Annotated in this window: 28 protein-coding genes; all 28 read left to right on the plus strand. The window is 25.6% G+C overall.

Annotation, left to right across the window (positions count from 1 at the left end; all coding sequences use genetic code 11):
- The first annotated feature begins 11 nt into the window (after nucleotides 1–11).
- The gene (locus tag Q5O44_RS12260) at nucleotides 12–635 is read left to right on the plus strand and encodes a sugar transferase (RefSeq protein ID WP_302638018.1); all 624 of its coding nucleotides are present in this window, start codon (nucleotides 12–14) and stop codon (nucleotides 633–635) included.
- 22 nt (nucleotides 636–657) lie between these two features.
- On the plus strand, nucleotides 658–1,353 hold the full coding sequence (locus tag Q5O44_RS12265) for a YveK family protein (RefSeq protein WP_022168723.1): 696 nt from the start codon (nucleotides 658–660) through the stop codon (nucleotides 1,351–1,353).
- Nucleotides 1,344–2,033: a CpsD/CapB family tyrosine-protein kinase gene (locus tag Q5O44_RS12270; RefSeq protein ID WP_022168724.1), complete on the plus strand. Its 690-nt coding sequence runs from the start codon at nucleotides 1,344–1,346 to the stop codon at nucleotides 2,031–2,033. Before Q5O44_RS12265 ends, Q5O44_RS12270 begins: the two co-directional genes overlap by 10 nt.
- Nucleotides 2,034–2,045: 12 nt before the next feature.
- Nucleotides 2,046–2,723 carry an acetyltransferase gene (locus Q5O44_RS12275; protein ID WP_022168725.1) on the plus strand — a complete coding sequence of 226 codons (678 nt, stop codon included), beginning with the start codon at nucleotides 2,046–2,048 and terminating at the stop codon, nucleotides 2,721–2,723.
- Nucleotides 2,689–3,846, plus strand: a complete 1,158-nt coding sequence (locus Q5O44_RS12280; protein WP_022168726.1) for a glycosyltransferase family 4 protein — start codon at nucleotides 2,689–2,691, stop codon at nucleotides 3,844–3,846. The genes Q5O44_RS12275 and Q5O44_RS12280 overlap by 35 nt, the downstream gene beginning before the upstream one ends.
- A gap of 18 nt (nucleotides 3,847–3,864) precedes the next feature.
- Complete coding sequence (locus Q5O44_RS12285) at nucleotides 3,865–5,052, plus strand: glycosyltransferase (protein WP_022168727.1); 1,188 nt, start codon at nucleotides 3,865–3,867, stop codon at nucleotides 5,050–5,052.
- Complete coding sequence (locus Q5O44_RS12290) at nucleotides 5,006–6,079, plus strand: glycosyltransferase (protein WP_022168728.1); 1,074 nt, start codon at nucleotides 5,006–5,008, stop codon at nucleotides 6,077–6,079. The genes Q5O44_RS12285 and Q5O44_RS12290 overlap by 47 nt, the downstream gene beginning before the upstream one ends.
- Nucleotides 6,080–6,099: 20 nt before the next feature.
- Nucleotides 6,100–7,251: a glycosyltransferase family 1 protein gene (locus Q5O44_RS12295; RefSeq protein WP_022168729.1), complete on the plus strand. Its 1,152-nt coding sequence runs from the start codon at nucleotides 6,100–6,102 to the stop codon at nucleotides 7,249–7,251.
- Nucleotides 7,217–8,092: a glycosyltransferase family A protein gene (locus Q5O44_RS12300; RefSeq protein ID WP_022168730.1), complete on the plus strand. Its 876-nt coding sequence runs from the start codon at nucleotides 7,217–7,219 to the stop codon at nucleotides 8,090–8,092. Before Q5O44_RS12295 ends, Q5O44_RS12300 begins: the two co-directional genes overlap by 35 nt.
- A gap of 29 nt (nucleotides 8,093–8,121) precedes the next feature.
- The gene (locus tag Q5O44_RS12305; RefSeq protein WP_022168731.1) at nucleotides 8,122–9,186 is read left to right on the plus strand and encodes an EpsG family protein; all 1,065 of its coding nucleotides are present in this window, start codon (nucleotides 8,122–8,124) and stop codon (nucleotides 9,184–9,186) included.
- 12 nt (nucleotides 9,187–9,198) lie between these two features.
- Complete coding sequence (locus Q5O44_RS12310; protein WP_022168732.1) at nucleotides 9,199–9,933, plus strand: glycosyltransferase family 32 protein; 735 nt, start codon at nucleotides 9,199–9,201, stop codon at nucleotides 9,931–9,933.
- Nucleotides 9,934–9,957: 24 nt separating this feature from the next.
- Nucleotides 9,958–10,551 carry a DapH/DapD/GlmU-related protein gene (locus tag Q5O44_RS12315; RefSeq protein WP_022168733.1) on the plus strand — a complete coding sequence of 198 codons (594 nt, stop codon included), beginning with the start codon at nucleotides 9,958–9,960 and terminating at the stop codon, nucleotides 10,549–10,551.
- A gap of 20 nt (nucleotides 10,552–10,571) precedes the next feature.
- Nucleotides 10,572–11,765 (plus strand): glycosyltransferase, encoded by a 1,194-nt coding sequence (locus tag Q5O44_RS12320; RefSeq protein ID WP_022168734.1) that lies wholly within the window; start codon nucleotides 10,572–10,574, stop codon nucleotides 11,763–11,765.
- Nucleotides 11,766–11,778: 13 nt separating this feature from the next.
- A complete protein-coding gene (locus Q5O44_RS12325; protein WP_022168735.1) occupies nucleotides 11,779–12,810 on the plus strand; it encodes a glycosyltransferase in 1,032 nt (343 codons plus the stop codon).
- Nucleotides 12,811–12,822: 12 nt separating this feature from the next.
- Nucleotides 12,823–13,986, plus strand: coding sequence for a polysaccharide pyruvyl transferase family protein (locus Q5O44_RS12330; RefSeq protein WP_022168736.1), 1,164 nt, complete (start codon nucleotides 12,823–12,825; stop codon nucleotides 13,984–13,986).
- Nucleotides 13,987–13,997: 11 nt separating this feature from the next.
- On the plus strand, nucleotides 13,998–15,182 hold the full coding sequence (locus Q5O44_RS12335) for a glycosyltransferase (RefSeq protein WP_022168737.1): 1,185 nt from the start codon (nucleotides 13,998–14,000) through the stop codon (nucleotides 15,180–15,182).
- Between the two features lie 31 nt (nucleotides 15,183–15,213).
- Nucleotides 15,214–16,044, plus strand: coding sequence for a GT-D fold domain-containing glycosyltransferase (locus Q5O44_RS12340; protein ID WP_022168738.1), 831 nt, complete (start codon nucleotides 15,214–15,216; stop codon nucleotides 16,042–16,044).
- Between the two features lie 24 nt (nucleotides 16,045–16,068).
- Complete coding sequence (locus Q5O44_RS12345; RefSeq protein WP_022168739.1) at nucleotides 16,069–17,196, plus strand: glycosyltransferase; 1,128 nt, start codon at nucleotides 16,069–16,071, stop codon at nucleotides 17,194–17,196.
- A 23-nt stretch (nucleotides 17,197–17,219) separates the two neighbouring features.
- Complete coding sequence (locus Q5O44_RS12350) at nucleotides 17,220–18,254, plus strand: acyltransferase family protein (RefSeq protein WP_022168740.1); 1,035 nt, start codon at nucleotides 17,220–17,222, stop codon at nucleotides 18,252–18,254.
- An 11-nt stretch (nucleotides 18,255–18,265) separates the two neighbouring features.
- Nucleotides 18,266–18,802 carry a DapH/DapD/GlmU-related protein gene (locus Q5O44_RS12355; RefSeq protein WP_022168741.1) on the plus strand — a complete coding sequence of 179 codons (537 nt, stop codon included), beginning with the start codon at nucleotides 18,266–18,268 and terminating at the stop codon, nucleotides 18,800–18,802.
- A 20-nt stretch (nucleotides 18,803–18,822) separates the two neighbouring features.
- A complete protein-coding gene (locus tag Q5O44_RS12360; RefSeq protein ID WP_022168742.1) occupies nucleotides 18,823–19,719 on the plus strand; it encodes a glycosyltransferase family 2 protein in 897 nt (298 codons plus the stop codon).
- A 4-nt stretch (nucleotides 19,720–19,723) separates the two neighbouring features.
- Nucleotides 19,724–20,281, plus strand: coding sequence for a DapH/DapD/GlmU-related protein (locus Q5O44_RS12365; RefSeq protein WP_022168743.1), 558 nt, complete (start codon nucleotides 19,724–19,726; stop codon nucleotides 20,279–20,281).
- A 15-nt stretch (nucleotides 20,282–20,296) separates the two neighbouring features.
- Nucleotides 20,297–21,472 (plus strand): glycoside hydrolase family 88 protein, encoded by a 1,176-nt coding sequence (locus Q5O44_RS12370; RefSeq protein ID WP_022168744.1) that lies wholly within the window; start codon nucleotides 20,297–20,299, stop codon nucleotides 21,470–21,472.
- A gap of 3 nt (nucleotides 21,473–21,475) precedes the next feature.
- Nucleotides 21,476–23,029 carry a lipopolysaccharide biosynthesis protein gene (locus Q5O44_RS12375; RefSeq protein ID WP_022168745.1) on the plus strand — a complete coding sequence of 518 codons (1,554 nt, stop codon included), beginning with the start codon at nucleotides 21,476–21,478 and terminating at the stop codon, nucleotides 23,027–23,029.
- 15 nt (nucleotides 23,030–23,044) lie between these two features.
- Nucleotides 23,045–23,959, plus strand: a complete 915-nt coding sequence (locus Q5O44_RS12380) for an SP_1767 family glycosyltransferase (protein WP_022168746.1) — start codon at nucleotides 23,045–23,047, stop codon at nucleotides 23,957–23,959.
- An 18-nt stretch (nucleotides 23,960–23,977) separates the two neighbouring features.
- Nucleotides 23,978–24,985, plus strand: a complete 1,008-nt coding sequence (locus Q5O44_RS12385; protein WP_022168747.1) for a glycosyltransferase — start codon at nucleotides 23,978–23,980, stop codon at nucleotides 24,983–24,985.
- 18 nt (nucleotides 24,986–25,003) lie between these two features.
- Nucleotides 25,004–25,447, plus strand: coding sequence for an acyltransferase family protein (locus Q5O44_RS12390; RefSeq protein WP_022168748.1), 444 nt, complete (start codon nucleotides 25,004–25,006; stop codon nucleotides 25,445–25,447).
- A gap of 460 nt (nucleotides 25,448–25,907) precedes the next feature.
- The coding region (locus Q5O44_RS12395; protein WP_302638020.1) for a glycosyltransferase at nucleotides 25,908–26,537 on the plus strand (630 nt) is incomplete at its 3' end.

The raw sequence follows: 26,537 nt of genomic DNA on the forward strand, positions 1-26,537 counted from the left end.
TGAAGAGGTGAATTGATATTAAAGCAAATATTTTATATGAAATTGTAAAAAGGTTTTTCGATATTATTCTTTCTTTCACTGCATTAATAGCTTTATCGCCTATATTAATTGTAGTGTCAATTCTTGTTTATTTTAACTTAGGAAGTCCTGTATTTTTTGTGCAGGAGAGAGTTGGTAAAGATAATAAGGTTTTTAAAATGATTAAGTTTAGATCAATGAAAGATAGTAAAGATAAAAATGGGAATTATTTAAGTGATGAAGAAAGATTAACTCCTTTTGGAGCTAAGCTTAGAAGTTTAAGTATAGACGAGCTTCCGGAGCTTATTAATATATTAAAGGGAGATATGAGTATTGTGGGACCAAGACCTCTTTTAACTCAATACTTACCTTTATATAGTGAAGAGCAAAAAAAGAGACATGATGTAAGACCAGGATTAACAGGATGGGCTCAAATAAATGGAAGAAACTCAATTACTTGGACAGAAAAATTTAAGTTAGATGTTTGGTATGTAAAGAATAGAAGTTTTCTATTGGATTTAAAGATAATATTTTTAACTGTGAAGAAGGTAATTATTAAAGAAGGTATTAACCAGGATGATAATGTAACAATGGAGTATTTTAATGGAACTAACTAAAGCAAAATAGGAGGCGAATCTAATGGAAGATAAATTAATTAACTTAGAAGATATGAGAAGTTTATTTAGAAAGAGGTTATGGATAATTATAGTAGTTACAGCTTTAACAACAGTTTTAGGTATATATAAAACTAGACAAATGGCACCTACTTATACATGCAGTATGAAGTTTTTAGTAAGTACCAGTGATAAGATACTAGATAATTATTCTGAAAATGAGATAGAGGCATATAGTAAATTTATGGCTACTTTCAATGAAATAATGAAGGTAGGAGATTTTTTAGATGATACTTTAAAGAAAAATAAAATATCTAAAACATCAGATCAAGTTAAATATGCAATATCTTATTCAGTATCAACAACAGCTCCTATATTTACATTAAATTATACTAGCTCTTCAACAAATGAAATGGAAGATATCTTAAATGCTGTTTGTGAAAAATTTGAATATGAAATAAAAGAAATAGATTCAAGGGTAAAAGTAAAGATACTAGAAGAGCCTACAACATATAGTTCGCTTCCTAATAAGGCTAAGGTTATTTTAGTTGCCATTGCAGCAGGAATAATAATATCTATTGGAATTATATTATTTTTAGATTATATAGATGACACTATAGGCAAAAGAGAAGAACTTGAAAAAATACTACCAGTTCCAGTGTTAGGCGATATACCACATCATGAAAGAGAATTTGAGAGGGAGTTAAAAAAATGTTCATAGTTAATAAAATGCCTCAATCTTTATCGGCAGAAAGTTATCGTTCAATAAGAACAAGTATAAAATATTCATCGGTAGATAATCCAATAAAAACAATTGTAATTACCAGTTCTAATAGTAGTGAAGGTAAGTCTACAGTGGCAGGAAATTTAGCTTTTAGCTTAAGTCAAAATGGAAGTAGAACTTTACTGATTGATTGTGATTTAAGAAAACCTTCAGTACATAAGAAGTTTTTAATACCTAATGATAAGGGATTAACAGATGTATTATTTGATAAGCAAGATTTAAAAGAAGTTATTAAAAAGATAGAGAATAATCTTTATGTATTACCATGTGGAACAATTCCACCAAACCCAGCAGAAATTCTTGGTTCTAAAACTATGGAAGAATTCTTAGATGAATTATCAATAAATTATGATTATATAATTCTTGATACACCACCAGTGTTAGCAGTGACAGACGCACAACTTTTAGCAGCAAAGTCGGATGCAACAGTATTAGTGGTGAAAGCAAATAAAACTAAAGGAAAAACTGTTATAAATTCATATAAAGAATTGGAAAAAGTAAAAGCAAATATAATAGGTACAATTTTAAATGATTATGATAATTCAGGAGAAAGACTTTATTATAGACATGAAAGTGATAAAAAAATTTCTAAATTTTTAAGAAAGTTTAAAAGGTAAAAGGAAATTATTATGAAAAATATAGTTATTGTTGGAGCAGGAGGCGTAGGGCGAGAGGTCTCTTTAATAATACAACAGATAAATATGTTAGAGCCAACTTGGAACTTGCTTGGGTATATAGATGATAATCCTGCAAATTGGGGTAATGTTGTAAATGGTTATGCAGTTTTAGGCGGAACTGATTCTCTTATTATGATGGATGAAGATACTTATGTGGTAATTGCCATTTCCAATTATGAAGCTAAGAAGAGTATTGTAAAAAAATTAAATAATAAATTTAAATTTGCTACAATTGTACATCCAAATGTTTGGATACATGATTATATGGAAATTGGAGAAGGATGTATAGTTTATGAAGGTGTTATATTAACAGCGAATATATCCATAGGTAATCATGTAATAATAAGTCCAAAATGTGGAATTGGTCATGATACAGTAATAAAAGATTATGTTTCTCTTTTATGGAATGTCAATATATCAGGTAATGACAAAATTGGAGAAGGAGTTATGTTTGGAACAGGATCCACAATAATTCAAGGGAAAACAGTAGGTATGGGAGCTATTATAGGAGCAGGAGCAGTAGTAATAGAAGATATACCAGTAGGAGCTACAGCAGTAGGGGTACCTGCTAAAGTAATAAAGGTAGGAGGAGTTAATGAAGAAAGTATTATATGTAACAACAGTAAGTAGGACAATAAATGCATTTCTTGTTCCTCACATTGAAATGTTATTGAAAGAAGGATATGAAGTGCAATGTGCTTGTTCCATAGATAAGCCTGTAAATAAAGGACTGCTAGAAAAGGGAGTAAAGATATATGATATTCCTTTTTCTAGAAATCCTTTAGGTTTAGGAAATATAAAGGCATTTAAAGAACTTGTTAATATACAAAAAAGAGAAAATTTTGATATAGTACATGTTCATACACCTATAGCATCTATATATGGAAGATTATTAAAGCTTAGGTTTAAGTATTTAAAAACAATATATACTGCCCATGGATATCATTTTTTAAAAGGTGGTTCAAAGTTAGGATGGATAATGTATTATCCCATAGAAAAGATAATGGCCAAGCTTACAGATACTACTATTAATATTAATTCTGAAGATTATGAAATAACTAAAAATAAGTTAAAGCCAAAGAATTGTTATTTATTAAATGGTGTAGGTTTAGATTTAAATCAATATAAGAAATTATCAAAAGAAGAAATAGTAAATAAGAAAAAAGAGCTTGGCTTAAAAGAAAGTGATTTTGTTATTTTAATGATAGCAGAACTTAATGAAAACAAAAATCAAATACAACTTATTAAAGCAATGGAAGTTTTAAAGGATAAATATCCAGAAATAAAAGCCATATGTGTAGGCGAAGGAGATAAACTTTTAGAACTAGAAGAAGAAGTTAAAAATAGAGGATTAAAAGATAAAGTTACATTCCTTGGTTTTAGAAATGATATTAATGAACTTATTAATATATGTAATATAGGAGTACTTCTTTCTTATAGAGAAGGACTACCAAGAAACTTAATGGAACTTATGGCATGTGGTAAAAAAGTAATTGCTACTAATATAAGAGGCTGTAGAGATATTGTGGTAGATGAAACCGTTGGTGAATTAGTGGAAGTAGGAGACTATGAAGCTACAGCTAAAGCCATAGAAGAACAATACCTTTATGGAGATAATGAGTTTACAGTTTCTAAGGAAATTGAAAAATATGATGTGGAAAATATTAATGAAAGTTTAAGACTTATTTATAAAGGGCTTTGTGATAGTAGCGTAGTTAGTTCAAATAAGTATGTATTAACAGAAAATAAATAAAAGAAGTATGAGGTAAGTATGAGTAAATCAGAAAAAGTAAGAGTTTTAGAAATATCTCATGGATTAGCTCCAGGAGGGATAGAAGCATTTTTGTTGAATGTTTTTGATAATATTGACAAAGAAAAAATAGAATTAGATTTTGCAGTAGCATGTCAAGGAAAGCAATATCATGAACAATATATTCTTGATAATGGAGGAAAAGTGTATCACACTGCAGATTTAAATGGAACTAGAAATATAGTAAAACATTTTTTCAGACTGATAAAGCTTTTAAAAAAAGAAGGACCTTTTGATGTTGTTCATACTCATATTGACTTTTTTAACGGAATAAATTTATTAGCTGCATTTATTGCTGGAGTTCCAATTAGAATAGCACATTCCCATAATACAAATAGTGCACATGCTAGAACAGTTGGAGTAAGTAAAAGCATAAAGATATATAGAAAATTCATGAGAATATTAATTAACACATTTTCAACTTTAAATGTGGGATGCTCAAGTGAAGCTAATATATATATGTATGGTGAAAAAAATATAAAGAAAAAGGGCAACAATGTTATTTTTAATGGAATAGATTTAAAAAAGTTTAGTCAAAAAGATATTGTTATTAAAGATCTAGATATAGATAAAAGTAAAATAAATTTTGTTACAGTAGGAAGAATGTGTGAACAAAAAAACAGTATCTTTATAGTAAAAGTAATTAATGAGATTAATAAATTAAGAAATGATATTCATTTATATTGGTTAGGAAAAGGGCCTGATGAGGAAAAAGTAATAAATTTAATCGATTCATATAAGTTAAATGATGTAATTACTCTTTTAGGAAATAGAAAAGATGTAGGGGATATTTTAAGTAATATGGACTACATGATTTTTCCATCTAAATGGGAAGGACTTCCTGTTACATTAGTTGAAGCTCAAGCAGCAGGATTACCATGTTTTATTTCAGACAAAATTACTAAAGAAGCAGATTTAGGTTTATTAAATGTAATATCACTACAAGAAAATGAATTTAAATGGGCTGAACATATTAATAAATTTATTAATGAAGATAAAAAAGACTTTAGTAAAGCAAATTTAGAGAAATTTAATATAAAAAATGTAAGTAAACAGATTGATAAAATTTATTTAAGTGGCAGATTTAATTCGGAGGTAACTTATGAAGAAAATAACTCCAGAAGTAAGTATAGTAGTACCAGTATTTAATGTTGAAAATTATATAGAAAGATGCGTAAAAAGCATAATTTCACAGACATTAAAAGATATTGAAATAATATTTTTAGATGATGGTTCAACAGATAATAGTTTAAATATATTGCGAGATTATGAAAAAAAAGACGAAAGAATACAAGTTTTCGATTGTGGAGAAATTGGAGTATCTAAATGTAGAAATAAAGGAATTGAGCTATCCAGTGGAAAATATATCATGTTCGTAGATAGCGATGATTGGATAGATTCTAATATGCTTGAAGTAATGTATAAAAAAGCAGAAGAAAATAATCTTGATTTAGTAATGTGCAGTTATATAAGAGAGTTTAAAGATCATTCAAAAGAAAAGATATTTAATTTACCAGAAGAAATAATTTATAAAGAAGATAAAGTGAAAAATGAATTGTTAAGAAAATTAGTTGGACCAATTAAAGAAGAATTATCAAATCCAGAAATGTTAGATGCATTAGGTACTGTATGGGGAAAGTTATATAGAGCTGATATATTGAAAGAAAATAAAATAAAATTTGTTGATTTAAAAAAAATAGGATCAGCTGAAGATACCTTATTTAATATATTTACATTTAATTATTTGAAAAAAGTAATGTTTTTAAATAAATCTATGTATCACTATTGGAGAGATAATCCTAAATCAGTAACATCACAATATAATCCAAAGTTAAAAGAGCAAAGAAAAGTTTTTTTCAAGTATATTAGTGATTTTATAAAAGAAAATAACTTTGAACAAGTATTTGAAGAAGCATTAAATAATAGAATATGTACTTCTGTATTAGGATTAGGTTTAATAGAGTGTTCTAAAAATAATAAGATAAGTGGAATTAATAAAATAAAAAATATAAAGAAAATAATCAATGAAGAATATATAAGAAATGCATATAAGAATTTAGAATTAAAATACTTTTCCATTCATTGGCGTTTTTTTTACTTTTTTATAAAGAATAAAATGAGTTTTTGTAGTTATTTAATGTTAAGTACAATAGAATTTTTAAGAGCTAAAATATAGAAATATTTAAAGGAGAATTTATGGAACCAATTAGAGTATTACAAGTAGTTACTATAATGAATCGTGGTGGACTTGAAACAATGCTTATGAATTATTATAGAAAAATAGATAGAAGCAAAGTTCAATTTGATTTTATGGTTCATAGAAGTGAAAGAGGTCATTATGATGATGATATAGAAAAACTAGGTGGAAAAATATATAGAATGCTTCCAATACGACCAGGAAACTATCATAAATACTTTGGTCAATTAGATAAATTCTTTCATGAACATAAGGAGTATAAAGTAGTTCATTCTCATATGAATGAAAATAGTGCATTTGTACTAAAGGCTGCGAAAAAAGCAAATATACCTTGTAGGATTGCACATAGTCATTTAGCTGATTTAAAACTAGATTATAAATATGTTTTTAGAATATATGCAAGAATGAATTTAAAAGATAGTATAACTGATTACTTTACTTGTTCAAAGAGGGCAGGAGAGTGGCTGTTTGGAAAAGAAATAAATAATTCTGGACAAGTTATTACGTTAAACAATGCTGTTGATAGTGAAAAGTTTCAATTTAATAATGATATAAGAAATAAAGTAAGAAAAGAATTAGGTATTGAATTTAAAAAAGTTATAGGACATGTAGGACGATTTAATCCCCAAAAAAATCATGAATTTTTAGTTGATGTATTTAATGAAATTCATAAAAAAGATGAAAATACTGTTTTGCTATTAGTAGGAGAAGGTGACTTATACTCAAAAATAAAGGAGAAAGTTAAGTTGCTAGGTATTGAAGATTCAGTAAAGTTTTTAGGGGTTAGGGAAGATATAAGTGATTTAATGCAGGCAATGGATTTATTTTTATTTCCATCTTTATTTGAAGGGTTAGCTGTGGTTTTAGTTGAAGCGCAAGCTGCAGGACTTAAATGTATAACTTCTACAGGAGTAACAGAGGAATCAAATATATGTGGTGATGTAGAATTTATAGATTTAAATTTAGAAGCTAAAGTATGGGCAGATAAAATATTAAAGATGAACTGGAGTAAATCTAATAATATGAGAAAAATTATTGAAAGTGGATATGATGCAGCAACAAACGTAAAGTTTTTAACAAAGTTTTATTTAGATAAATATAAGGAGGAAAGAACATATGAAGACACTAACAGTGTTTACGCCAAGTTATAATAGGGCATATACTTTGCATAAGTGTTATGAGAGTTTATTAAGACAGACTTCCAAAGATTTTACTTGGGTAATCATTGATGATGGTTCTAGTGATAATACTAAAGAATTAGTAGATAGCTGGATAAATGAAAATAAACTTGAAATAAATTATATTTATCAAGAGAATCAAGGAATGCATGGAGCTCATAATACTGCTTATAAAAATATAAAGACAGAATTAAATGTATGTATTGATTCAGATGATTATATGCCAGATGATGCAGTGGAAAAAATAATTAGTTTCTGGAATAAAAATAAAAGAAGTGACTTAGCCGGAATAATGGCATTAGATGCTTATACAAATGGAAAAGTAATAGGTGATAAGTTTCCAAATGAATTAAAGGAGTCAACTTATTTTGATATTTATAATAAATATGGCTTAAAAGGTGATAAAAAGCTTATATATAGAAGTGAGCTTACTACACAATATCCATATCCAATATTTGAAGGAGAAAAGTATGTAAGTTTAGCATATAAATATGCAAAGCTTGATTCTAAATATAAATTAGCATTAATGAATGAAGTTGTATGTAATGTTGAATATATGGAAGATGGATCTTCCTTAAATATGTTAAAGCAATATAGAAGAAACCCTAAAGGATTTGCTTTTATAAGAATTGATAATATGAAAAATCCAAAGGCTTCATTAAAATTTAAATTTAAAGAATGTATTCATTATGTATCTAGTAGTTTTATAAGTAAAAATAAGAATTATTTAAAAGAGACACCATGTAAAATACTCACTGTTTTAGCTATTCCAGCTGGATATGTATTATACAGACATATAATAAGAAACACGTAATAAATATAGTTTATTCAGGAGGATAATTTATGGGGGCGTTTTATTTTGCTTTAGTTACTACATATTTATTAGGGTATATAAGTAGAATAGCAAGGAATAGAAAATGCTTATCAATTTTTTATGCTTTTCTTATATTTTTAGTTATTTTTTTAATATCAGCATTTAGAAATGATATTGGTGATACATTTCAATATAAGCATAGTTATTCATTATTATATAAATATAAATTTAACACAGAAGGTGATTGGGGATTTAATTTATTTCAGTATATTCTATATACAATAAATAAAGATCCATTATTATTAATAGTTGTAACTTCATTAATAACAGTAGGATTTAATATTTATAATTTGTATCATTATAGCAATTATTTAGAATTAGAAATATATATGTATATCACATCAGGATATTTTACAACAACAATGAATGGTATAAGGCAAAGCATGATTGCAGCAGTAATATTTACATTTACAAGAATTATTGAAAAAGGAAATACAAAACTATATATAATCTCTATTTTGCTAGCATCAACATTTCATCAATCGGCATTAATACTAATTCCAGTATATTTTATAGTAAAACAAGAAGCTTGGTCAAAAACAACAGTAGCAGTAATAATTGTAAGTTGTATAGGATTTATGGGGTTTTCAACTATATTTCCGGCATTATTAGGAGCACTAGAAGATACTAATTATGGATACTATTCAAATCAAACTGATATGGGTGGATCAAGCTTTATGAGAGTAATAGTAAATGCTGTTCCTATAGTTTTAGCATATATAAAGAGAAAAGAACTTAAAGAAAGTTGGCCTAAGAGTAACATATTTGTAAATATGTCTTTAATAAATGTTATATTTGTTGCTTTTGGCATGTACAATTGGATATTTAATAGATTTACAATTTACTTTCAATTATATAATTTCGTATTAATTCCGTACATAATCCAAAATTGTTTTAAGGGAAAAGAAAAGAGATTATTATATTTTGGGTTTATGCTTTGTTATTTTGGATTTTTTTATTACGAACAGGTTATTGGATTTAATATGCAGTATAATAGTAAGTATTTAAAATTTGATAAGATATTTTATAAATAAGGGTGAGTATATATGGATAGAAGTATACCTAAAATAATTCATTATTGTTGGTTTGGAAATAAGGAAAAGCCAAATATAGTTAAAAAGTGTATTTCATCTTGGGAAGAACATTTAAAAGAGTATGAGATTGTAGAATGGAATGAGAAAACATTCGATATAAATAGTAATAAATTTGTTAAAGAGGCTTATAAAAAAGGAATGTATGCATTTGTAAGTGATTATGTAAGAGTTTACGCTTTATATAATTATGGTGGTATATATTTAGATACAGATGTTGAGGTTAAAAAAAGTTTTAATAATTTATTAAATAATGATTCTATATGGGGATTTGAAGAAAAGAATTTTATAGCTACAAGTACCATTGGAGCATGTAAAAAAAATAAATTAATTAAAGAGTTTTTAGATTCCTATAATGATAAAAGCTTTATAAAAAAAGATGGAACAGTAGATACATTAACTAATGTGGCAATAGTAAGCAAGATGGTAAAAGATTTAGGAATTAACCTTGATGGAACTTATCAAAAAATAGATGGAGTAGCTACATTTTATCCACAAGAATACTTTTCACCTTATGATTATATTAATTGCTATATGAAGGATGGAAAAAATACTTATGCAGTACATCATTATTATAAAAGCTGGTTACCAGTAAGTACTAGAATTAAAACATCAATAAAAAAATCAATGGCATTTATTATTGGTGGAAAAAATATAGCTAAATTTAGAGAAGTGCTTAGTAAAAATTAATTTAGATAGGTTGAGATAAATAATATGAAAAAAATAATTAACGTTTTAATAAATGAATGTAAAACAAGAGGTTTTTACCATACTTTTATAATGTATTTTTCTAATTTTATATCAGTGCTAAGAGGATTAAGATATAAAATTTTCTATTTTAAAAATATCAAAAGTTCTATTTTTTTTATTCAAAGTAGAAGTAAGATAGATATATTCAGCAATAAATGTAGGATAATAATAAAACCTTTCGTGTTTATAAGAAGAAATACAACTATAAGAATAGATCATAAAGGACAATTAATTTTAGGTGATAAAGTATTTATAAATGATAATTGCAGTATAAACTGTATAGATAAAATAGAAATTGGTGAATACACAAAAATAGGACCAGGGGTTTCTATAAATGATAATGATCATAACTTTAGAAAAACTGGTGATGGAAGAATGTTAACTGGACAAGTTATTATAGGGAAAAATGTATGGATAGGTGCTAACTCAGTAATATTAAGAAATACAGTAATTGGAGATAATGCAGTAATTGCTGCAGGAAGTATTGTTAAAGGTGAAGTTCCTGCTAATACAGTTTTTGTAGATAAAAGAGAAAAAAGTTTAATTAAATATAAATAATAAAAGGAGTAATAAATCTTATGAAAGACGTGTTAATTGCATCTTTTGATATGGAGATAGGTGGAGTAGAAAGAAGCCTTATAAGTATGTTAGATAGTTTTGATTACAAAAATAATAATGTAGATTTAATGCTATATAGTCATACTGGGGATTTTATGAATTTAATAAATAAAAAAGTGAATTTAATAAGTGAAAATAAGAAATACTCCACCTTTAGAAAATCAATAGGTGAGATATTTAAAGAGGGGCAAGTAGCATTAGGTATTTCAAGACTTAGAGCAAAAAGAAATTGTAATAAAATAGCTGAAAAGTATAAATTAAATGAAAGTTCTTATGTTCAAATGCAATTAATGTGGAAATATTCAATGAAGTATTTACCTAAATTACAAAAACAATATGATATTGCAATAAGTTACCTTTGGCCACATTATTTTGTAGCAGAAAAAGTAAATGCAAAAATTAAAGTGGCATGGATACATACTGATTATTCAAAGCTAGATACAGATATAGAATTGGATTTAGAAATGTGGGATAAATATGATTACATATTTGCTGTTTCTGAAGAATGTAAAAATTCTTTTTTATCTAAGTATCCCAGTTTATTGAATAAAGTGAATGTACTTGAAAATATAACAGCAGTTAACTTTATACAAAAAATGGCTAATGAAGAAGTAAAAGATTTTAATACAAAAAAAAATGAATTTAGTTTATTATCAGTGGCAAGATTTTCACCAGCAAAAGGTATTGATAATGCAGTAAAGGCATTAAAAGTATTACATAATAGAGGGTTAACTAATATTAAGTGGAATGTTGTTGGCTATGGTGGAGATGAAGAAAATATAAGAAAGCTTATAAAGGATAATAATTTAGAAGACAGTTTTATATTGCTTGGAAAGAAGACAAATCCTTATCCGTATATGAAAAAGTGTGATTTATATGTTCAACCATCACGTTATGAAGGTAAGGCAGTAACTGTAGTGGAAGCACAAATATTAAACAAGCCTGTGCTCATTACTAATTATCCAACTGCAAAGAGTCAAGTGAAAGAAAATTATGATGGAGTAATTTGTGAATTATCTGTGGAAGGAATTGCAGATGGTGTGGAAGAATTATTCAAAAATAGAATGAAGTTAAATGCACTAGAGGAGAATTGTAAGAAAACTAATTATTCCAATAGTTATGAGTTAGAAAAATTATATAGTTTATATAGATAATGAGGAAATATTTATGAATGTAAAAGTATCAGTTATTATTCCAGTTTATAATTGTGAAAAGTATATTGAAGAATGTATAGAAAGTTTAATAAACCAAACTTTGCAAGAATGCGAATTCATATTTGTAAATGATGGCTCTAAAGATAAAAGTGAAGAAATAATTAAGAAGTATGCAGATAAAGATGAAAGAATTACACTTATTAACCAAAAGAATAGTGGAGTAAGCGTAGCAAGAAATGTTGGTATAAAAAAAGCTGTAGGAGAGTATATTGGATTTGTTGATGCTGATGATTATGTAGAAAGTAATTATTATGAAAAATTATATAATGCAGCTAAAAGTAATAATTGTTCAATTGTAGTATGCAATTGGAAATCACAAATTAATGGAAAAGAAAATAAGTTAAGTTTACCATTTGAAAAAGATAAAATATTAAATAAAAGTTATATAGAAGAAAAAATATATCCCTTTCTTATAGAAAATGATAGTTTTAATTCTGTTTGTAATAAATTATTTAATAGTAATTTAATAAAAGAAAATAAAGTAGAATTTCCAGTGGGAATTGAATTAGGGGAAGATGGAGCATTTAATGTTCAAGCTTTTACTTATTGTAAGGATAGTTATTATATAGATTACTGTGGTTACAATTATAGAGAAGTTGAAGGCAGTGCTACAAGGAATATCGTTAAAAAAGATTATTTTAAAAGGGCACTTAATGTATATGAAAGTAATTTAAAAGAATATGATAAATGGCCAATTAAAAAGGATAAAATTGAGAAGTTAAAGGCTATTAAATTTCTAAATGTAGTAATAGGATTAACATATATTTATTTTGTACCTAATGAAAATACTCAATTTAAAGACAGATATTTATATGTAAAAAATATGATTAATAACGAAACTGTTTCGAGAAATATAAATAAATATTATGAACTTATAAGTAAAAATAAGGGACGTTATGAGAAAAAAATAATTGATTGTATAAAAAATAAAAATACAGTTGGAATATATTTATTAACTTTATACAGCAGATTAAGAAATAGATAGTGGAGGATTTAAATGATGAAAATAATGATGTTTGCACATAATGGAAGTTTAAATAGAGGTTGTGAAGCAATAGTAAGATCAAGTAGTAAAATAATAAAAGATTCTATTGATAATGCTTATATAGAATTGGCATCAGGAAGACCTGAAACAGATAAAATAATAGATAATGTGGACAACTTTTTTAATGCGGCACCAAGGGAATTAAATCCGTCATTGGTTGATAAAATAAAAATGTTTTTAGAATTAAAAATCAATAAAACAGAAGAATATGCACAAACACAAATATATAAAAGTATTGTAGATAAAATTGATGATGTGGATGTTTGTTTATCAATAGGTGGAGATAATTATTGCTATGGTGAGCAGCAATGGTTATATTCAATTGATAGAAACATAAAGAAAAAAGGTAAAAAACTTGTATTATGGGGATGCTCTATTGGTGATGAAGATTTATCAGAAAGAAAACTTGAGGATTTAAAAACCTTTGATTTAATTTTAGCAAGAGAAACTTTAACTTACGAAGCATTAACATCAAAGGGGCTTACTAATGTTAAACTAGTGGCAGATCCAGCTTTTACTATGGTTAAAGAAGAATTACCTCTTCCAAAGGGATGGAAGGAAAATGATACAGTAGGGTTAAACTTTAGTCCATTAGTATTAGAAAGAAATCCTAAAGCAATGGAAGCCACTATTGAATTAATAAAGTATATATTAAAAAATTCAGAATCAGTAATAGCACTAACTCCACATGTTATTGATAAAGGTAATGATGATTCAGAGTTATTAAAAAAATTATATTATATGTTTAAAGATACTAATAGAGTTATTTTACTACCAAATAATTTAACTGCCATTCAATATAAGGGATATATTGCAAGAATGAGATTTTTTATAGGGGCTAGAACTCACGCAACTATAGCAGCTTATTCTAATTGTGTACCAACTATGGTATTGGGATATAGCATTAAATCAAGAGGAATTGCTAAGGATTTATTTGGAGAAGAAAAATTAGTATTAGGAATAAATGATATTTCAAATACAGAAAAATTAACTAAGGGATTTGATGAATTATTAAGAGATGAAAATGAAATAAGAAAAACATTAGAAAAAAGAATTCCAGAAATAAAGAAAATGTCATATAAAGGGGCAGAATATTTAAAAGAATTATTTAACTAATGGGAGATACTATGAAAAAGAATATTTTATTTATTATTCCCAGCTTAGGTGCAGGAGGTGGGGAAAAAAGCTTAATTAATTTATTATCACAATTTGATTTTAATAAATATAATGTTGATTTGTTTTTATTAAATCATAATGGACTTTTTATGGATTTTATTCCAAAAGAAGTGAATGTGCTTGATATTCCTAATGATGTAAAAGTGTTTAATAAGAATTTAAAAAAATCAATTATTGAATTTTTATGTAATGGAAAAATAAAGTTAGCATATAGTAGATTAATGTTTTGTATAAAAAATAGGAGACATACTGTAGGAAAAGGTGAGCAATATGCTTGGAAGTACTTAAGAAATGCTATAGGCAAATTAGATAATAAATATGATACTGCCATTGGATATTTAGAAAAAACATCTAATTATATATGCGTAGATTGTGTACAAGCTAATAAAAAAATAGGTTGGATACATAATGATTATAGAAAATTAGATTTAGATAAGGATTTTGATAAAAAATATTTTAAAAAATTAAACTATTTAATTACTGTATCAGAAGAATGTGAAAGTGTATTAAAAAGTGAGTTTCCAGAAGAAAAACATAAGATAAAACTAATTTATAATATAGTATCTAAGAAAGCTATAGAAACTTTGGCACAAGAGAAGCTTGATGAAGATGAGATGCCAAAAGATAAAATAAATATTCTTTCCATAGGAAGATTACATGAACAAAAAGGCTTTGATATGGCCATTGAAGCATGCAAAATACTTGTTGATAAAGGGTATAAAATATGCTGGAGTGTCATTGGAGAGGGAATGGAACGAGAAAGATTGGAGAATTTAATTGAAAAAAAAAAATTGCAAGAATCTTTTAGGCTTCTAGGCTTAAAAAGCAATCCATATAAATATTTAAAAGCATGTGATATATATGCACAACCTTCAAGATATGAAGGAAAATCAGTTGCAATAGATGAAGCAAAAATATTATGTAAGCCTATATTAGTTACAAATTTTTCTACGGTTTATGATCAAATAGAAGATAAGAAAACAGGTGTGATAACTGAAATGAAATCAGAAAATATAAGTGAATGCATACAAATGATTATAGATAATAAGGATTTAGTAGCGAAGTTAAAAATAAAGTTAAAGTCTTTAGATTTAGGAAATGAAGAGGAAATAAAAAAACTATATATTCTTATATAGCGAATAATAGTATATGAAAGGAATTAATTCTATGAAATTAAAAACATATATAGTATATAGCTATAATAGGGCATTAAAATATTTTTTAAATCTTAATATTTTAAATACTGATGAATCAATTGATGTAATAAAAAATTCAAATAAATCTTTAGTAAGATATGGTGATGGTGAAATGTCTATTATTTTAGGTGGATTTATAAATTTCCAAAAATATGATGAAGTATTATCAAGGAGATTGCGAGAAATATTAAAAAGTTCAGAAAGTAATTTAGAAATAGGAATTCCATTAGCTATAAAAAATACAGATGGTTATAACAATGCAGCTAAAAAATTTTGGAAACAAAATATGGATACTGGAAGAATGCATTGGAAAAGACTTTGTAATTCTAATAGAATATACTGTAATGCAAGTATGACAAGATTATTTAGAGATTATGAAGATAAAAGTAATTCAATTAGATGGTTTAAAAATTTCAAGCAGATATGGAATGATAAAGATATACTGTTAATTGAGGGAAGTAAAAGCAAATTAGGAATTAATAATGATTTATTTAGTAATGCAAAAAGTGTTGAAAGAATAATAGCACCTTCAAAGAATGCATTTGATAAATATGATGAAATTTTAGCTGTAATAAAAGAGAGATGTAAAGGAAAACTAGTATTATTATCATTAGGACCAACAGCAACTGTATTAGCGTATGATTTATGTAAAAAGGGAATACGTGCACTAGATATAGGCCATATACAATTAGAATATAATGAATTTTGTCAGTATATTAATAAGAATAAAATAGAAATAGAGTCCAATGAAAAAGTACTATCAGAGGAAGAATATAGGAATCAGATAATATTTAAAATATAAATGATGGAGATTGAGGAATGATATATGAAAAATGTGTTGTTTTTAATAACATGTATGTCTATAGGTGGAGCAGAAAAGGTTCTAATTGATATTGTAAATAGTTTAGATAAAAATAAATATAACATTACAGTAATGCTAATTTATAAGAGTAATATATATGGTAAGGATACTTTTAAATATGAAGACTATTTTGATAAAAATATTAAAGTAAAGTACATGTGTGATAATGAAAGTAAAATTATGTATAGGACATTTAATAGGGCTTTGAATAGAATTAATAATAGATTTATTCATAAATTATTTATTGGAGATAAATATGATATAGAAATAGCATTTTCTGAGGGTTTACCAACTCAAATAATTTCATCATCTACAAATAAAAAAAGTAAAAAAATAGCTTGGCTACATACTGATTCAGTAAATAGAACCAAGGGAAAAAATATGGATGATATTGAAAAAGAAAGAATAATGTATTCAAAGTTTACTAATATTGTAGCAGTATCAAAAGATGTAGCTAAGTCATTTAATATAGTTCATAAAGATTTAAATAGAGTAACTGTAAGTTACAACCCCATTAATATAAATAATATTATGATGAAGGCTAAGGAAAATGTAAAATTCGATTTTGGAAAATATATAAAATTTATATGTATTGGAAGATTAACAGAAGTAAAAGGGTATGAAAGATTAATAGAAGTAATGTATAAATTAAAAAAGGAAGGGTTTAATTATAGATTGCTGATTATTGGAGGGGGGGAACTGAAAGATAGATTAAAGGCTTTAGTTGAAAAATATAATTTAGAAGATATGGTATTATTGTTGGGGTTTAATAGTAATCCATATAAATATTTATATAGAAGTGATGTATTAATTTGTTCATCTTTTGTTGAAGGTTTAAGTACTGTTGTGTTAGAAGCTATTAGTTTAAATAAACCAGTTATAACTACAAAATGTAATGGAATGGATGAAATATTTGGAGGAAATAAATGTGGGATAATTTGTGAGAATAGTGAGGAAGGATTATATGTTTCAATAAAAAAAGTACTTTTAAACCCCGATTTGATAGAGCAGTATAGTAAAAATTGCAAAGAAAGAGCAGCAGAATTTGAAATAAATAAAATATGTTTGAACATTGAAAAATTAATTGATTAGAGTTAATAGTGAGGTATATAAAAATGAGTATTGGAATATATTTAGTTACATATTTAATAATACCAATAGTCGTTGTATTTAGTATTAGAAGGAAGAAAGATGAATATGAAAATTTAGATAAAGAAACTACAGATTCCATAAAAGGTGTACTTGTATTAGGAGTTGTATTAAGTCATTTGGCGACTAGAGTAAATAAGGGACCATTTTTATTACAATTCCCATTTGGACAAATAGGAATGTATTGTGTAATACTGTTCTTTTTTTTATCGGGATATGGGCTTATTAAATCATATATGAAAAAAGGAGAAGTTTATTTAGATAGTTTTTGGAGCAGAAAAATAGTTAAACTATACATTCCTTTTATTATTGTTAATATTATAAGCGTAATAATGAGGTATCCACAAAAACATAATATTTCTTTTTTAGATTTAATTTTGAACATATTAGGGATAAAACTTATAGATACTACATTGTGGTTTATACAAACAATTTTTATTTTTTATTTAGTATTTTATATTGTAATAAAATATTTTAAAAATAAAGCAATTGAAGCAATGTTGGTAAGTTCTATTATGTATATATTAATAGAATATTGTATAGGGGCAGGAGTATGGCAGATAGACACATCTATCTCATTCTTTATAGGTTTTTTATATGGATATAGAGAAAGAATAATTTCAAAATTTATGAATTGGCACTATAGAAACGTTTTAGTGGGATCATGTATTTTATTTATTATTACTAAATTTATTTCAATGAAGTTTTATACTGAAGTTATAGATATTATATTTGTTAATATTTCGAGTATATTTTTTATAATATTTACAGTATTAATATTATATAAAATATCAATAAAAAGTACTATTTTAAAGTTTATAAAAAATTATTCATATGAGATGTATTTACTACATATGAAAGTGATGTTAATTTTAAATACTAATAAGCCCGTTAGAGTTTTAGAAATAATGATATTTTTAAGTATGTTATTTTTTTTATCCATTATATTTAGTAAATTGTGTAATATTATTAATAAAATATATTTCAAAATATTTAATTAAAGAGGTATATCATGATTATTAAAAGAATATATAATTCAATAAAATTTAGATTAAACCCTAAAAGTGAACTTGAAATTTTGGAAGAAAAAGGGTTGATACATGGGAAAAATTTTGATTTAATAAATAGTCATATTGATTATGGACATGCATGGCTTGTTGAAATTGGTGATGATGTAACTATAACTCATAGTAGCATATTAGCTCATGATGCAAGTATAAAAAAAGCATTGGGAAAAGTTAAAGTAGGAAGAGTTATTATTGGTAATAGGGTATTTATTGGATGGGGAAGTATTATCTTACCAAACGTAAGAATTGGTGATGATGTAGTAATTGGAGCTGGAACTGTTATAAGTAAGGATATTCCAAGTAATAGTGTAGTAGTAGGAAACCCAGCAAGAATAATAGGAAAAACTTCTGAATTTTTAGATAAGCATAGAAATAATTTAAATAAAAAACATGTTTATAGTGTATATGCTGATAATAAGACTTATGAGCAAAAAGAGCAGATGAAGAATGAATTAATAAATGATTTTGGTTATGATGATTAAAAATAAGTTAGGTGAAATGAATGCAATATAAGATTACAGTATGCACTCCAACATATAATAGGGGGCACTTATTAATAAAATTATATAATAGTTTTAAGCAGCAGGAATTTAAAGAGTTTCAATGGTTAGTTGTAGATGATGGAAGTAATGATAATACTGAAGAAATTATTAAAAAATTTATAGATGAAAATATTATTAAAATAAAATATATAAAAAAAGCTAATGGCGGAAAGCATACTGCACTTAATGTAGCAATTGACAATGCAGACGGAGAATTATTTTGGATAGTAGATTCAGATGATTATATTACCAGTGATTCCTTGAAATATATATGGAGTCAATGGAGTAATATTGAAAACAAGGAATTATATGCTGGGATATCTGGATTAAGAGCATATAAAAATGGAACAGTAATAGGTACTAAATATAATGAAAAATATTTAGATACTGATGCCTTAAGTTTTAGATATAAATTTAAAGTACAAGGTGATAAAGCAGAAGTGTATAGAACAAGTATATTAAAAAAACATAAATTCCCGGAATTTAAAGGTGAGAAGTATGTAACTGAAGCTTTAGTATGGAATAGAATAGCCAATGAAAATTTTAAGTTACGTTATTTAAATAAAATTACATATATATGTGAATATTTAGATGGCGGGTTAACTAATACATCTGATAAAAATATAATGGATAGTTGGCAAGGAACAACATTATATTATAAAGAGCTTCTTAGGTATAAACAGGTTCCATTAAAAGACAAGATATTAAATGGAGCAAGAGCATACTTACATTATTGCTATGAAAAAGGCATAGGATTTAAGGGAATATTCAATATTACAAAGAATCCACTATATTTAGTTTTATCTTGGTTTGTATATATATCTAAATTAAGTAAAAGAGTAATAAAAAGAGGTTAATGATATGAAAATAATTAATTTTCTAAGATATAGATTTAGAAAGTTTTTAATGGAAGAGAAAACAATAGATGATTATATTAAAAGAGGATTAAAAATTGGTATAGGATGTGATATTAAAGACAATGTTATATTAGATTATGGAGCATGTAATCTTATTACAATTGGGAATAATGTAACTATAGCTCCTCAGGCATATTTATTAGCACATGATGCATCGACAAAAAGAGATTTAGGATATACAAAAATAGGGTTAATTAATATAGAAGATAATGTATTTATAGGAGCAAGATCAATAATCATGCCAGGAGTAACTGTAGGTAAAAATTCTATAGTAGCAGCAGGTTCTATAGTGACTAAAGATGTTCCGCCTAATACAGTTGTAGCCGGAAATCCTGCTAAAATAATTACAAGTAAAGAACAATATATAAATAAAAATAAAATGTTATTAGAACAATGTCCTAAATTTTCATGGGATTACACATGCGATTCAGGTAAATTAGATAAGAAAAAGATGGACGAACTTAGAGAAAAATTAAAAAATACTAAAGGGTATATTGTGTAGTGAAAGGAGAAATTAATGAAGAGTATAACAATAATTATATTTGCTATAATAATCTTAATTGATATTATTCCAATAATGAAAACATGGGCATCTAGAATACATATAGGAAGATATGATAATAAAGATATTTGGAAAAATGTTATAGCTAAAGAAAGTATTAAGTGGTTAAATAATACTCCAAAAATTAAAGTTACTGATAATACGAGATTAGTCATTATTGATAAATTAAAGGGCAACTATAGCAAGAGTGCTATACAGCACTGGCAGCATGCTGCTTTATTACTAGGGTTAAATGAAGGTGGAGATAATAAAGCAAATGAATCAATAAATAAATATTTAAATTCTCATTTTGATGGTAATGGGCAATGGAAAGAAAAACCGGAATTTGTTGATTGTTCGATATTATCTTATGCAATTATGAAATATGATACAGCAGATAAGTACAAGCCTTCTTTAGATTATACTTATGAATTGATAAAAGAGCTTGTAGGTGAAGATAATACTGTTAAATATAGGGAATCTATGCCGAATTATAGATATGTAGATACAGTTGGTTTTATAAGTCCATTTTTAGTTAGATATGGACTAAAATATAATGATGAAAAAGCAATAGAATTAGGTATCAAACAAATTACTGAATATTATAAGTATGGATTTGACTCTGAAAGTAATATTCCATTTCATGCCTATGATGTAAATAATAAATATAAATTAGGTTTATGCGGATGGGGAAGAGGGCTTGGATGGTTTGCTATTGGATTAATAGATGCGTGGAGAGAACTTCCAAGTAGTAATGAATATAAAAATGTTTTAGAAAAAATAGTAATTAAATATGCAAATACAATATTAAAATTACAATTAGACAATGGTGGATTTGGATGGACAGTAACTAGAAAAGAAACTAGGATAGATTCTTCAACAACAGCTACTTTAGGTTATTTCTTAGTATGTGCATCAGAAATTGAAGAAATTACAGATAAATGTTTAGAAGGATATAATAAAACAATTAAATATTTAATGTCTGTAACAAAGAAAAATGGAGAAATAGATTTTTCTCAAGGAGATACAAAGGATATTGGTGTATATTCAATACTTTTTGATATATTACCATTTGCTCAAGGTTTTGCATTAAGAGCTATAAATAAAAAAATAATAAATAGTTTTACAATAAATAGCGAAGGATTGAGATAACTAATGAGAACAAAGAATTCAATGTTTAATATGGCTGCAGCTTTTGGTAGTCAAATAATTACTGTATTATTAGGATTTATTTCGAGGACAGTTTTTATAACAGCATTAGGAGCAGAATATCTTGGGGTTAATGGTTTGTTTACTAACATATTGTCTATAATATCATTGGCTGAATCAGGTATAGGGTCTAGTATAGTATATAGTTTATATAAACCAGTAGCTGAAAATGATGAAGAAAAAATACTAATATTAATGAATGTATATAGAAAAGCGTTTAAGGTAATTGGATTAATTGTATTTACTATTGGGATTACGATAATGCCATTTTTGAAATATTTTATAAATGGTGAAACAGGTATAAGCAACTTATATCTAATATATTTTATATTTGTATTTAATTCAGCAATAACATATCTTTTTTCATATAAGATTTCATTTTTAAATGTATGTCAAAAAAATTATGTGGTAACTTCAATAACAACAGGCTTTTCTGTAGCTGCAACAATAATGAAAATATTAATATTATATTTTACACAAAATTATATTTTATTTTTAGTTGTAGATTCCATAATAACAATTGTAACTCAAGTTATGGTATCTAGGAAGGCTGACAAATTATACCCATATTTAAAAAATAAGACTGATAAAAAATTAGATAATGAAACCAAAGGAAGCATTATTAAAAATATGAAGGCTTTAGTAGTGCATAATATAGGTGGAAGGGCAGTATTTGGAACTGATAATTTACTTATTTCATCTTTTGTTAGTGTAGCATCAGTAGGGTTATATAATAACTATTTAATGTTTATTAATTTATTTAGAAACTTAATAAATACTGTATTTAATGCAGTAGAAGATGCTTTTGGAGATCTTATAGCACAAGAAGATAATAATAAAACTTATGATGTTTATAAAGCTGCAAATTTATGTGTATTTTGGTTAAACTCATTTTTTGCTATAGGGATGTATATATGTTTAGAGCCTGCTATGGAAATATGGTTAGGTAAGAACTATTTAATGGGACAAACTGTTGTAGCTGTGTTGATGGTAAGTTTTTATGTATCAGGTATGAGAAGAGCTATTAATATAGTTAAATCAAAGGCTGGTATATTTCATGAAGATAGATTTGCTCCTTTATTTGAAGCTGCAGTAAACCTAATTAGCTCAATAATATTAGTTAAGTTTTTTGGAATAAGCGGTGTATTTTTAGGTACTATCATAAGTACATTAGCAGTTCCATTTTGGATAGCACCTTATTTAGTATATAAAAAAGTGTTTAATAAATCACCATGGCTGTATTTTTTAGAGTATATAATATATACAATTATTGGATTAGTAACATGTATATTAACTGTTCTAGTATGTAGTTTTATACCGAATAATGGGATGATAGCATTTTTAGGAAAAGTAATTGTGGCAGGAATAATTCCAAATATAATTTATATTTTAATTTTTCATAAAACAAAAGAATTTAAATATTTATGGGGTGTTGCTGATACAATGGTATTTAGCAAATTTAAAAGAAAAACAAATTCAGAAAATGAGCTTGGAGCATAAGTTGGGAGATAGAATATGAAAATAAAAAAGATATTAGTATATTTATGGAATAAGTTTTTTGATATAAAAATAAGTGTAACTAATAAATTATTAATCTTTAAAGATAGTATTTTTTCAAGATTTCAAAAAATTCCTTCAATTAAAAGTATAGAGGAAACAATAAATTATATTATTGAAAATAAAGCTTCAGTATCTAGATATGGAGATGGTGAATTTAAATTAATTAATGGTCTAGATATTGCTTTTCAAAAAAATAATAATGAATTACAAAAAAAATTAGCAAGTGTTTTAAAGGTTAAAGAAGATAAATTTATTGTTTGTATTCCAGATGTATTTAGTAGTTTAAATCAATATGCAGATGAACCGAAGGCTTATTGGCAGCTACATATGGCTAGATATAGAAAAGAATGGTGTAGAGTTCTTAATTTAAATATGAATTATGGAAATGCGTTTATTTCTAGATGTTATTACTCGTTTAAAGATAAAAATAATTCGGAAAAATACTTTAACTTATTAAAAAAAATATGGAATGATAGAAATATAGTATTAGTGGAAGGTGCTAAAAGTAGATTAGGAATTGGCAATGATCTTTTTAATAATGTTAAGGGAATTGAAAGAATTTTAGTACCAGAAATAAATGCTTTTAATAAATATGATGAGATAATAAATGAAGTAAAGAAATTAAGTAAAGATAAACTAATATTATTAGCAGCAGGACCAACAGCTACAGTGCTTGCTTATGATTTATATAAAGAGGGATATCAGGCTATTGATATAGGACATGTTGATATAGAATATGAATGGTTTTTAAGAAAAGCTGAAACAAAAATAAAGATAGAAAATAAATTTGTATGTGAAGCTGGATTTGGGGAAGGTGTTGGAGAGTTAGATAATAATGAATATAAAAAACAAATACTAGCACAAATATAATGAAAGTGAGGATAAGTGATGAAAGATACTAGTCTTAAGATATCAGTAATTATTCCAGTATATAATGTAGAGAAATATTTAAGAATTTGCTTAGAATCAATTTTAAATCAAAATTTTAAAGGGTACGAGATTATATTAATAAACGATGGATCTACTGATAACTCACTTAATATTTGCAGAGAGTATGAAAAAAAATATAGTAATATAATAGTTATTAATGAAGAAAACTCGGGTCCAAGTGCGGCAAGGAATAAAGGATTAGAATATGCAAAAGGGAAATATATAAGTTTTATTGATTCTGATGATGAACTTTTACCAAATTATTTTAAAATACTTTATGATACAGCAGAAAAAAATAAATGTGACGTATTAACATGTGGATATAATACAGGAAAAAATACAGTAGATATAAAACCTAATTTTATATTTAATAAAATTATGTCAGGAAGAGAATTTATATTGAGTAATAAGAAAATCCATAGCAATAATGATTTATGTTTTCCATGGAGATATTTTTATAAGAGAAGTATTATAAAAGATGGAAAAGTTAAGTTTAATACTAATATAACAATAGGTGAAGATACTGTATTTAACTTAGAAGCTATTTTAAAATCAAAAAGAGTAATGGCAATAGAAGATATATTGTATAGTCACAGAATTGATAATCCAAATAGTTTAATGACAGTAAAATATAAACCGAAGTTAGAAGAAAGTTTAATAAATCAATATGATAAAAGACTTCAATTATCTGAAGAGTATGGATTAATGAGTAATATGAAATATTGTAAAAATATGGCTAATTATTACATAAATAACATATATACAATGATGGTAAATAATATTTTAAACAGTAATTCTAGAGATAAAAGAACTGATATAAAAAGAATATTGAATTATAAAATGTTTAAAGATAGCTTTAAAGTTTTAGGAATAGGGTATAAAGCTAATTCTTTAAAAGAATATATTTATTATTTAGCTATTAGATTTAAAATATATATAATAATAAATCATGTAATGGGAATTTAAATAGGGGGATAATTAGGAGTGAATACTATTAATAAAATAAATGAAGGTAAAGATAAAGAGCTAATTATAAGTGAGCGGTATGTTGCTATAGATATATTTAGAATTGTATGTTCTTTATTGGTTGTAGCTATTCATTGTAGTATATTTATTGAGCAATATTCTGAGTTATATTTTATTATTAATAATATTATTGCTAGGATAGCGGTACCTTTCTTTTTTATGACTACAGGATATTTCTTTTATAAAAAGTATAGTAAAAATAGTAATATTTTAAAAATAACAATATTAAAATTATTACAAATTTATATATTATGGTCAATTATATATTTAGCAATTGAGTTATATAGTAAAGCAAAAACAAATTCAATCAATATAGGATATTTAATTGGTATGATAAAAAGAATTATATTTAGTGGAAGTAATGCTATCCTTTGGTATATACCAGCTTCAATTATTATTTAAATATAACTAGTTTTGATATGTATATTTCTTTATTATTTGTTGTTCCATTAATTTTTATAATATTAACTAAAATAAAAGTTAATATAAAAATAAATTCAGAACTATTTAGGAATATAAGTTTGTATATATATGTGTCTCATGGTGTTTTTTTGATTATTACTAGAGCTATATTAGAATATTTAAATTTAAATGCTATTAAAGGAATATCTAGTATTAAATTTTTAATAGTGAGTAGTACCTCTATAATTTTTTCAATATTAATTATAAAAGCAAAGCAAGCATTAATAAAAATAAAGAATATATATATGGTTGGTTGATTTTAAGCTCAAATAGTGATTTAATATATCACAATTTGAGCATATTTTTATTATCAAAAATCAAATAAAATACATTGCATTTATTGAAAAAATATAACTAAAATGTATAATCATTACATAAGAGTTATTTATTTGTGAAAGGAATGATATATATGCCAGAAATAAGTATTATAGTACCAGTGTATAATGTGGAAAAATATTTAACGAGATGTATAGATTCAATATTAACTCAAACTTTTACTAATTTTGAATTAATACTTGTAGATGATGGTTCAACTGATAAGTCAGGAGTTATCTGTGATAGTTATGAAAAAAAAGATAAAAGGGTAAAAGTTATTCATAAAAAAAATCAAGGAGTATCTGAAGCTAGAAATACTGGATTAAATTTTGCCAAAGGAAAAAAAATAAGTTTTGTTGATAGTGATGATTATATTTATAAAGATATGTTAAAGAGAATGAATGAAATAATGAATAGTGAAAATGTAGATATAGTTGAATGCGAATATTCATTAATTAATGAGAAAAATTTATCTATTAATTATAAGGAAAAAGATAAAATTATTGAAATAGGAGATGAAAATTTAGGAATAAAAAGGGTGATAGAAATTCCGTTTAGTAATGTAGTATGGAATAAAATATATAAAAAAGAAGTTATAAAAGGTTTAAGTTTTGTTAAAGCAAGAATATGTGAAGATACAGATTTTTCTTACAAGGCCATTTTAAAATCAAGAAAGTATGCTTATACAAAAGAAAAGTTATATGGATATTGTTAT

It is taken from the genome of Clostridium sp. CAG:221 (assembly GCA_000435835.1).
Lineage (GTDB): Bacteria > Bacillota > Clostridia > Clostridiales > Clostridiaceae > Clostridium.

Excerpts from the sequence above, each read along its gene's own strand:
- Q5O44_RS12385 (WP_022168747.1), top strand. The coding sequence starts at position 23,978 with ATGAAAGATACTAGTCTTAAGATATCAGTAATTATTCCAGTATATAAT.
- Q5O44_RS12340 (WP_022168738.1), top strand. The coding sequence starts at position 15,214 with ATGAAATTAAAAACATATATAGTATATAGCTATAATAGGGCATTAAAA.
- Q5O44_RS12375 (WP_022168745.1), top strand. The coding sequence starts at position 21,476 with ATGAGAACAAAGAATTCAATGTTTAATATGGCTGCAGCTTTTGGTAGT.
- Q5O44_RS12270 (WP_022168724.1), top strand. The coding sequence starts at position 1,344 with ATGTTCATAGTTAATAAAATGCCTCAATCTTTATCGGCAGAAAGTTAT.
- Q5O44_RS12275 (WP_022168725.1), top strand. The coding sequence starts at position 2,046 with ATGAAAAATATAGTTATTGTTGGAGCAGGAGGCGTAGGGCGAGAGGTC.
- Q5O44_RS12355 (WP_022168741.1), top strand. The coding sequence starts at position 18,266 with ATGATTATTAAAAGAATATATAATTCAATAAAATTTAGATTAAACCCT.
- Q5O44_RS12305 (WP_022168731.1), top strand. The coding sequence starts at position 8,122 with ATGGGGGCGTTTTATTTTGCTTTAGTTACTACATATTTATTAGGGTAT.
- Q5O44_RS12350 (WP_022168740.1), top strand. The coding sequence starts at position 17,220 with ATGAGTATTGGAATATATTTAGTTACATATTTAATAATACCAATAGTC.
- Q5O44_RS12280 (WP_022168726.1), top strand. The coding sequence starts at position 2,689 with ATGAAGAAAGTATTATATGTAACAACAGTAAGTAGGACAATAAATGCA.
- Q5O44_RS12285 (WP_022168727.1), top strand. The coding sequence starts at position 3,865 with ATGAGTAAATCAGAAAAAGTAAGAGTTTTAGAAATATCTCATGGATTA.
- Q5O44_RS12310 (WP_022168732.1), top strand. The coding sequence starts at position 9,199 with ATGGATAGAAGTATACCTAAAATAATTCATTATTGTTGGTTTGGAAAT.
- Q5O44_RS12365 (WP_022168743.1), top strand. The coding sequence starts at position 19,724 with ATGAAAATAATTAATTTTCTAAGATATAGATTTAGAAAGTTTTTAATG.
- Q5O44_RS12335 (WP_022168737.1), top strand. The coding sequence starts at position 13,998 with ATGAAAAAGAATATTTTATTTATTATTCCCAGCTTAGGTGCAGGAGGT.
- Q5O44_RS12295 (WP_022168729.1), top strand. The coding sequence starts at position 6,100 with ATGGAACCAATTAGAGTATTACAAGTAGTTACTATAATGAATCGTGGT.
- Q5O44_RS12290 (WP_022168728.1), top strand. The coding sequence starts at position 5,006 with ATGAAGAAAATAACTCCAGAAGTAAGTATAGTAGTACCAGTATTTAAT.
- Q5O44_RS12370 (WP_022168744.1), top strand. The coding sequence starts at position 20,297 with ATGAAGAGTATAACAATAATTATATTTGCTATAATAATCTTAATTGAT.
- Q5O44_RS12330 (WP_022168736.1), top strand. The coding sequence starts at position 12,823 with ATGATGAAAATAATGATGTTTGCACATAATGGAAGTTTAAATAGAGGT.
- Q5O44_RS12360 (WP_022168742.1), top strand. The coding sequence starts at position 18,823 with ATGCAATATAAGATTACAGTATGCACTCCAACATATAATAGGGGGCAC.
- Q5O44_RS12380 (WP_022168746.1), top strand. The coding sequence starts at position 23,045 with ATGAAAATAAAAAAGATATTAGTATATTTATGGAATAAGTTTTTTGAT.
- Q5O44_RS12325 (WP_022168735.1), top strand. The coding sequence starts at position 11,779 with ATGAATGTAAAAGTATCAGTTATTATTCCAGTTTATAATTGTGAAAAG.
- Q5O44_RS12315 (WP_022168733.1), top strand. The coding sequence starts at position 9,958 with ATGAAAAAAATAATTAACGTTTTAATAAATGAATGTAAAACAAGAGGT.
- Q5O44_RS12320 (WP_022168734.1), top strand. The coding sequence starts at position 10,572 with ATGAAAGACGTGTTAATTGCATCTTTTGATATGGAGATAGGTGGAGTA.
- Q5O44_RS12300 (WP_022168730.1), top strand. The coding sequence starts at position 7,217 with ATGAAGACACTAACAGTGTTTACGCCAAGTTATAATAGGGCATATACT.
- Q5O44_RS12265 (WP_022168723.1), top strand. The coding sequence starts at position 658 with ATGGAAGATAAATTAATTAACTTAGAAGATATGAGAAGTTTATTTAGA.
- Q5O44_RS12345 (WP_022168739.1), top strand. The coding sequence starts at position 16,069 with ATGAAAAATGTGTTGTTTTTAATAACATGTATGTCTATAGGTGGAGCA.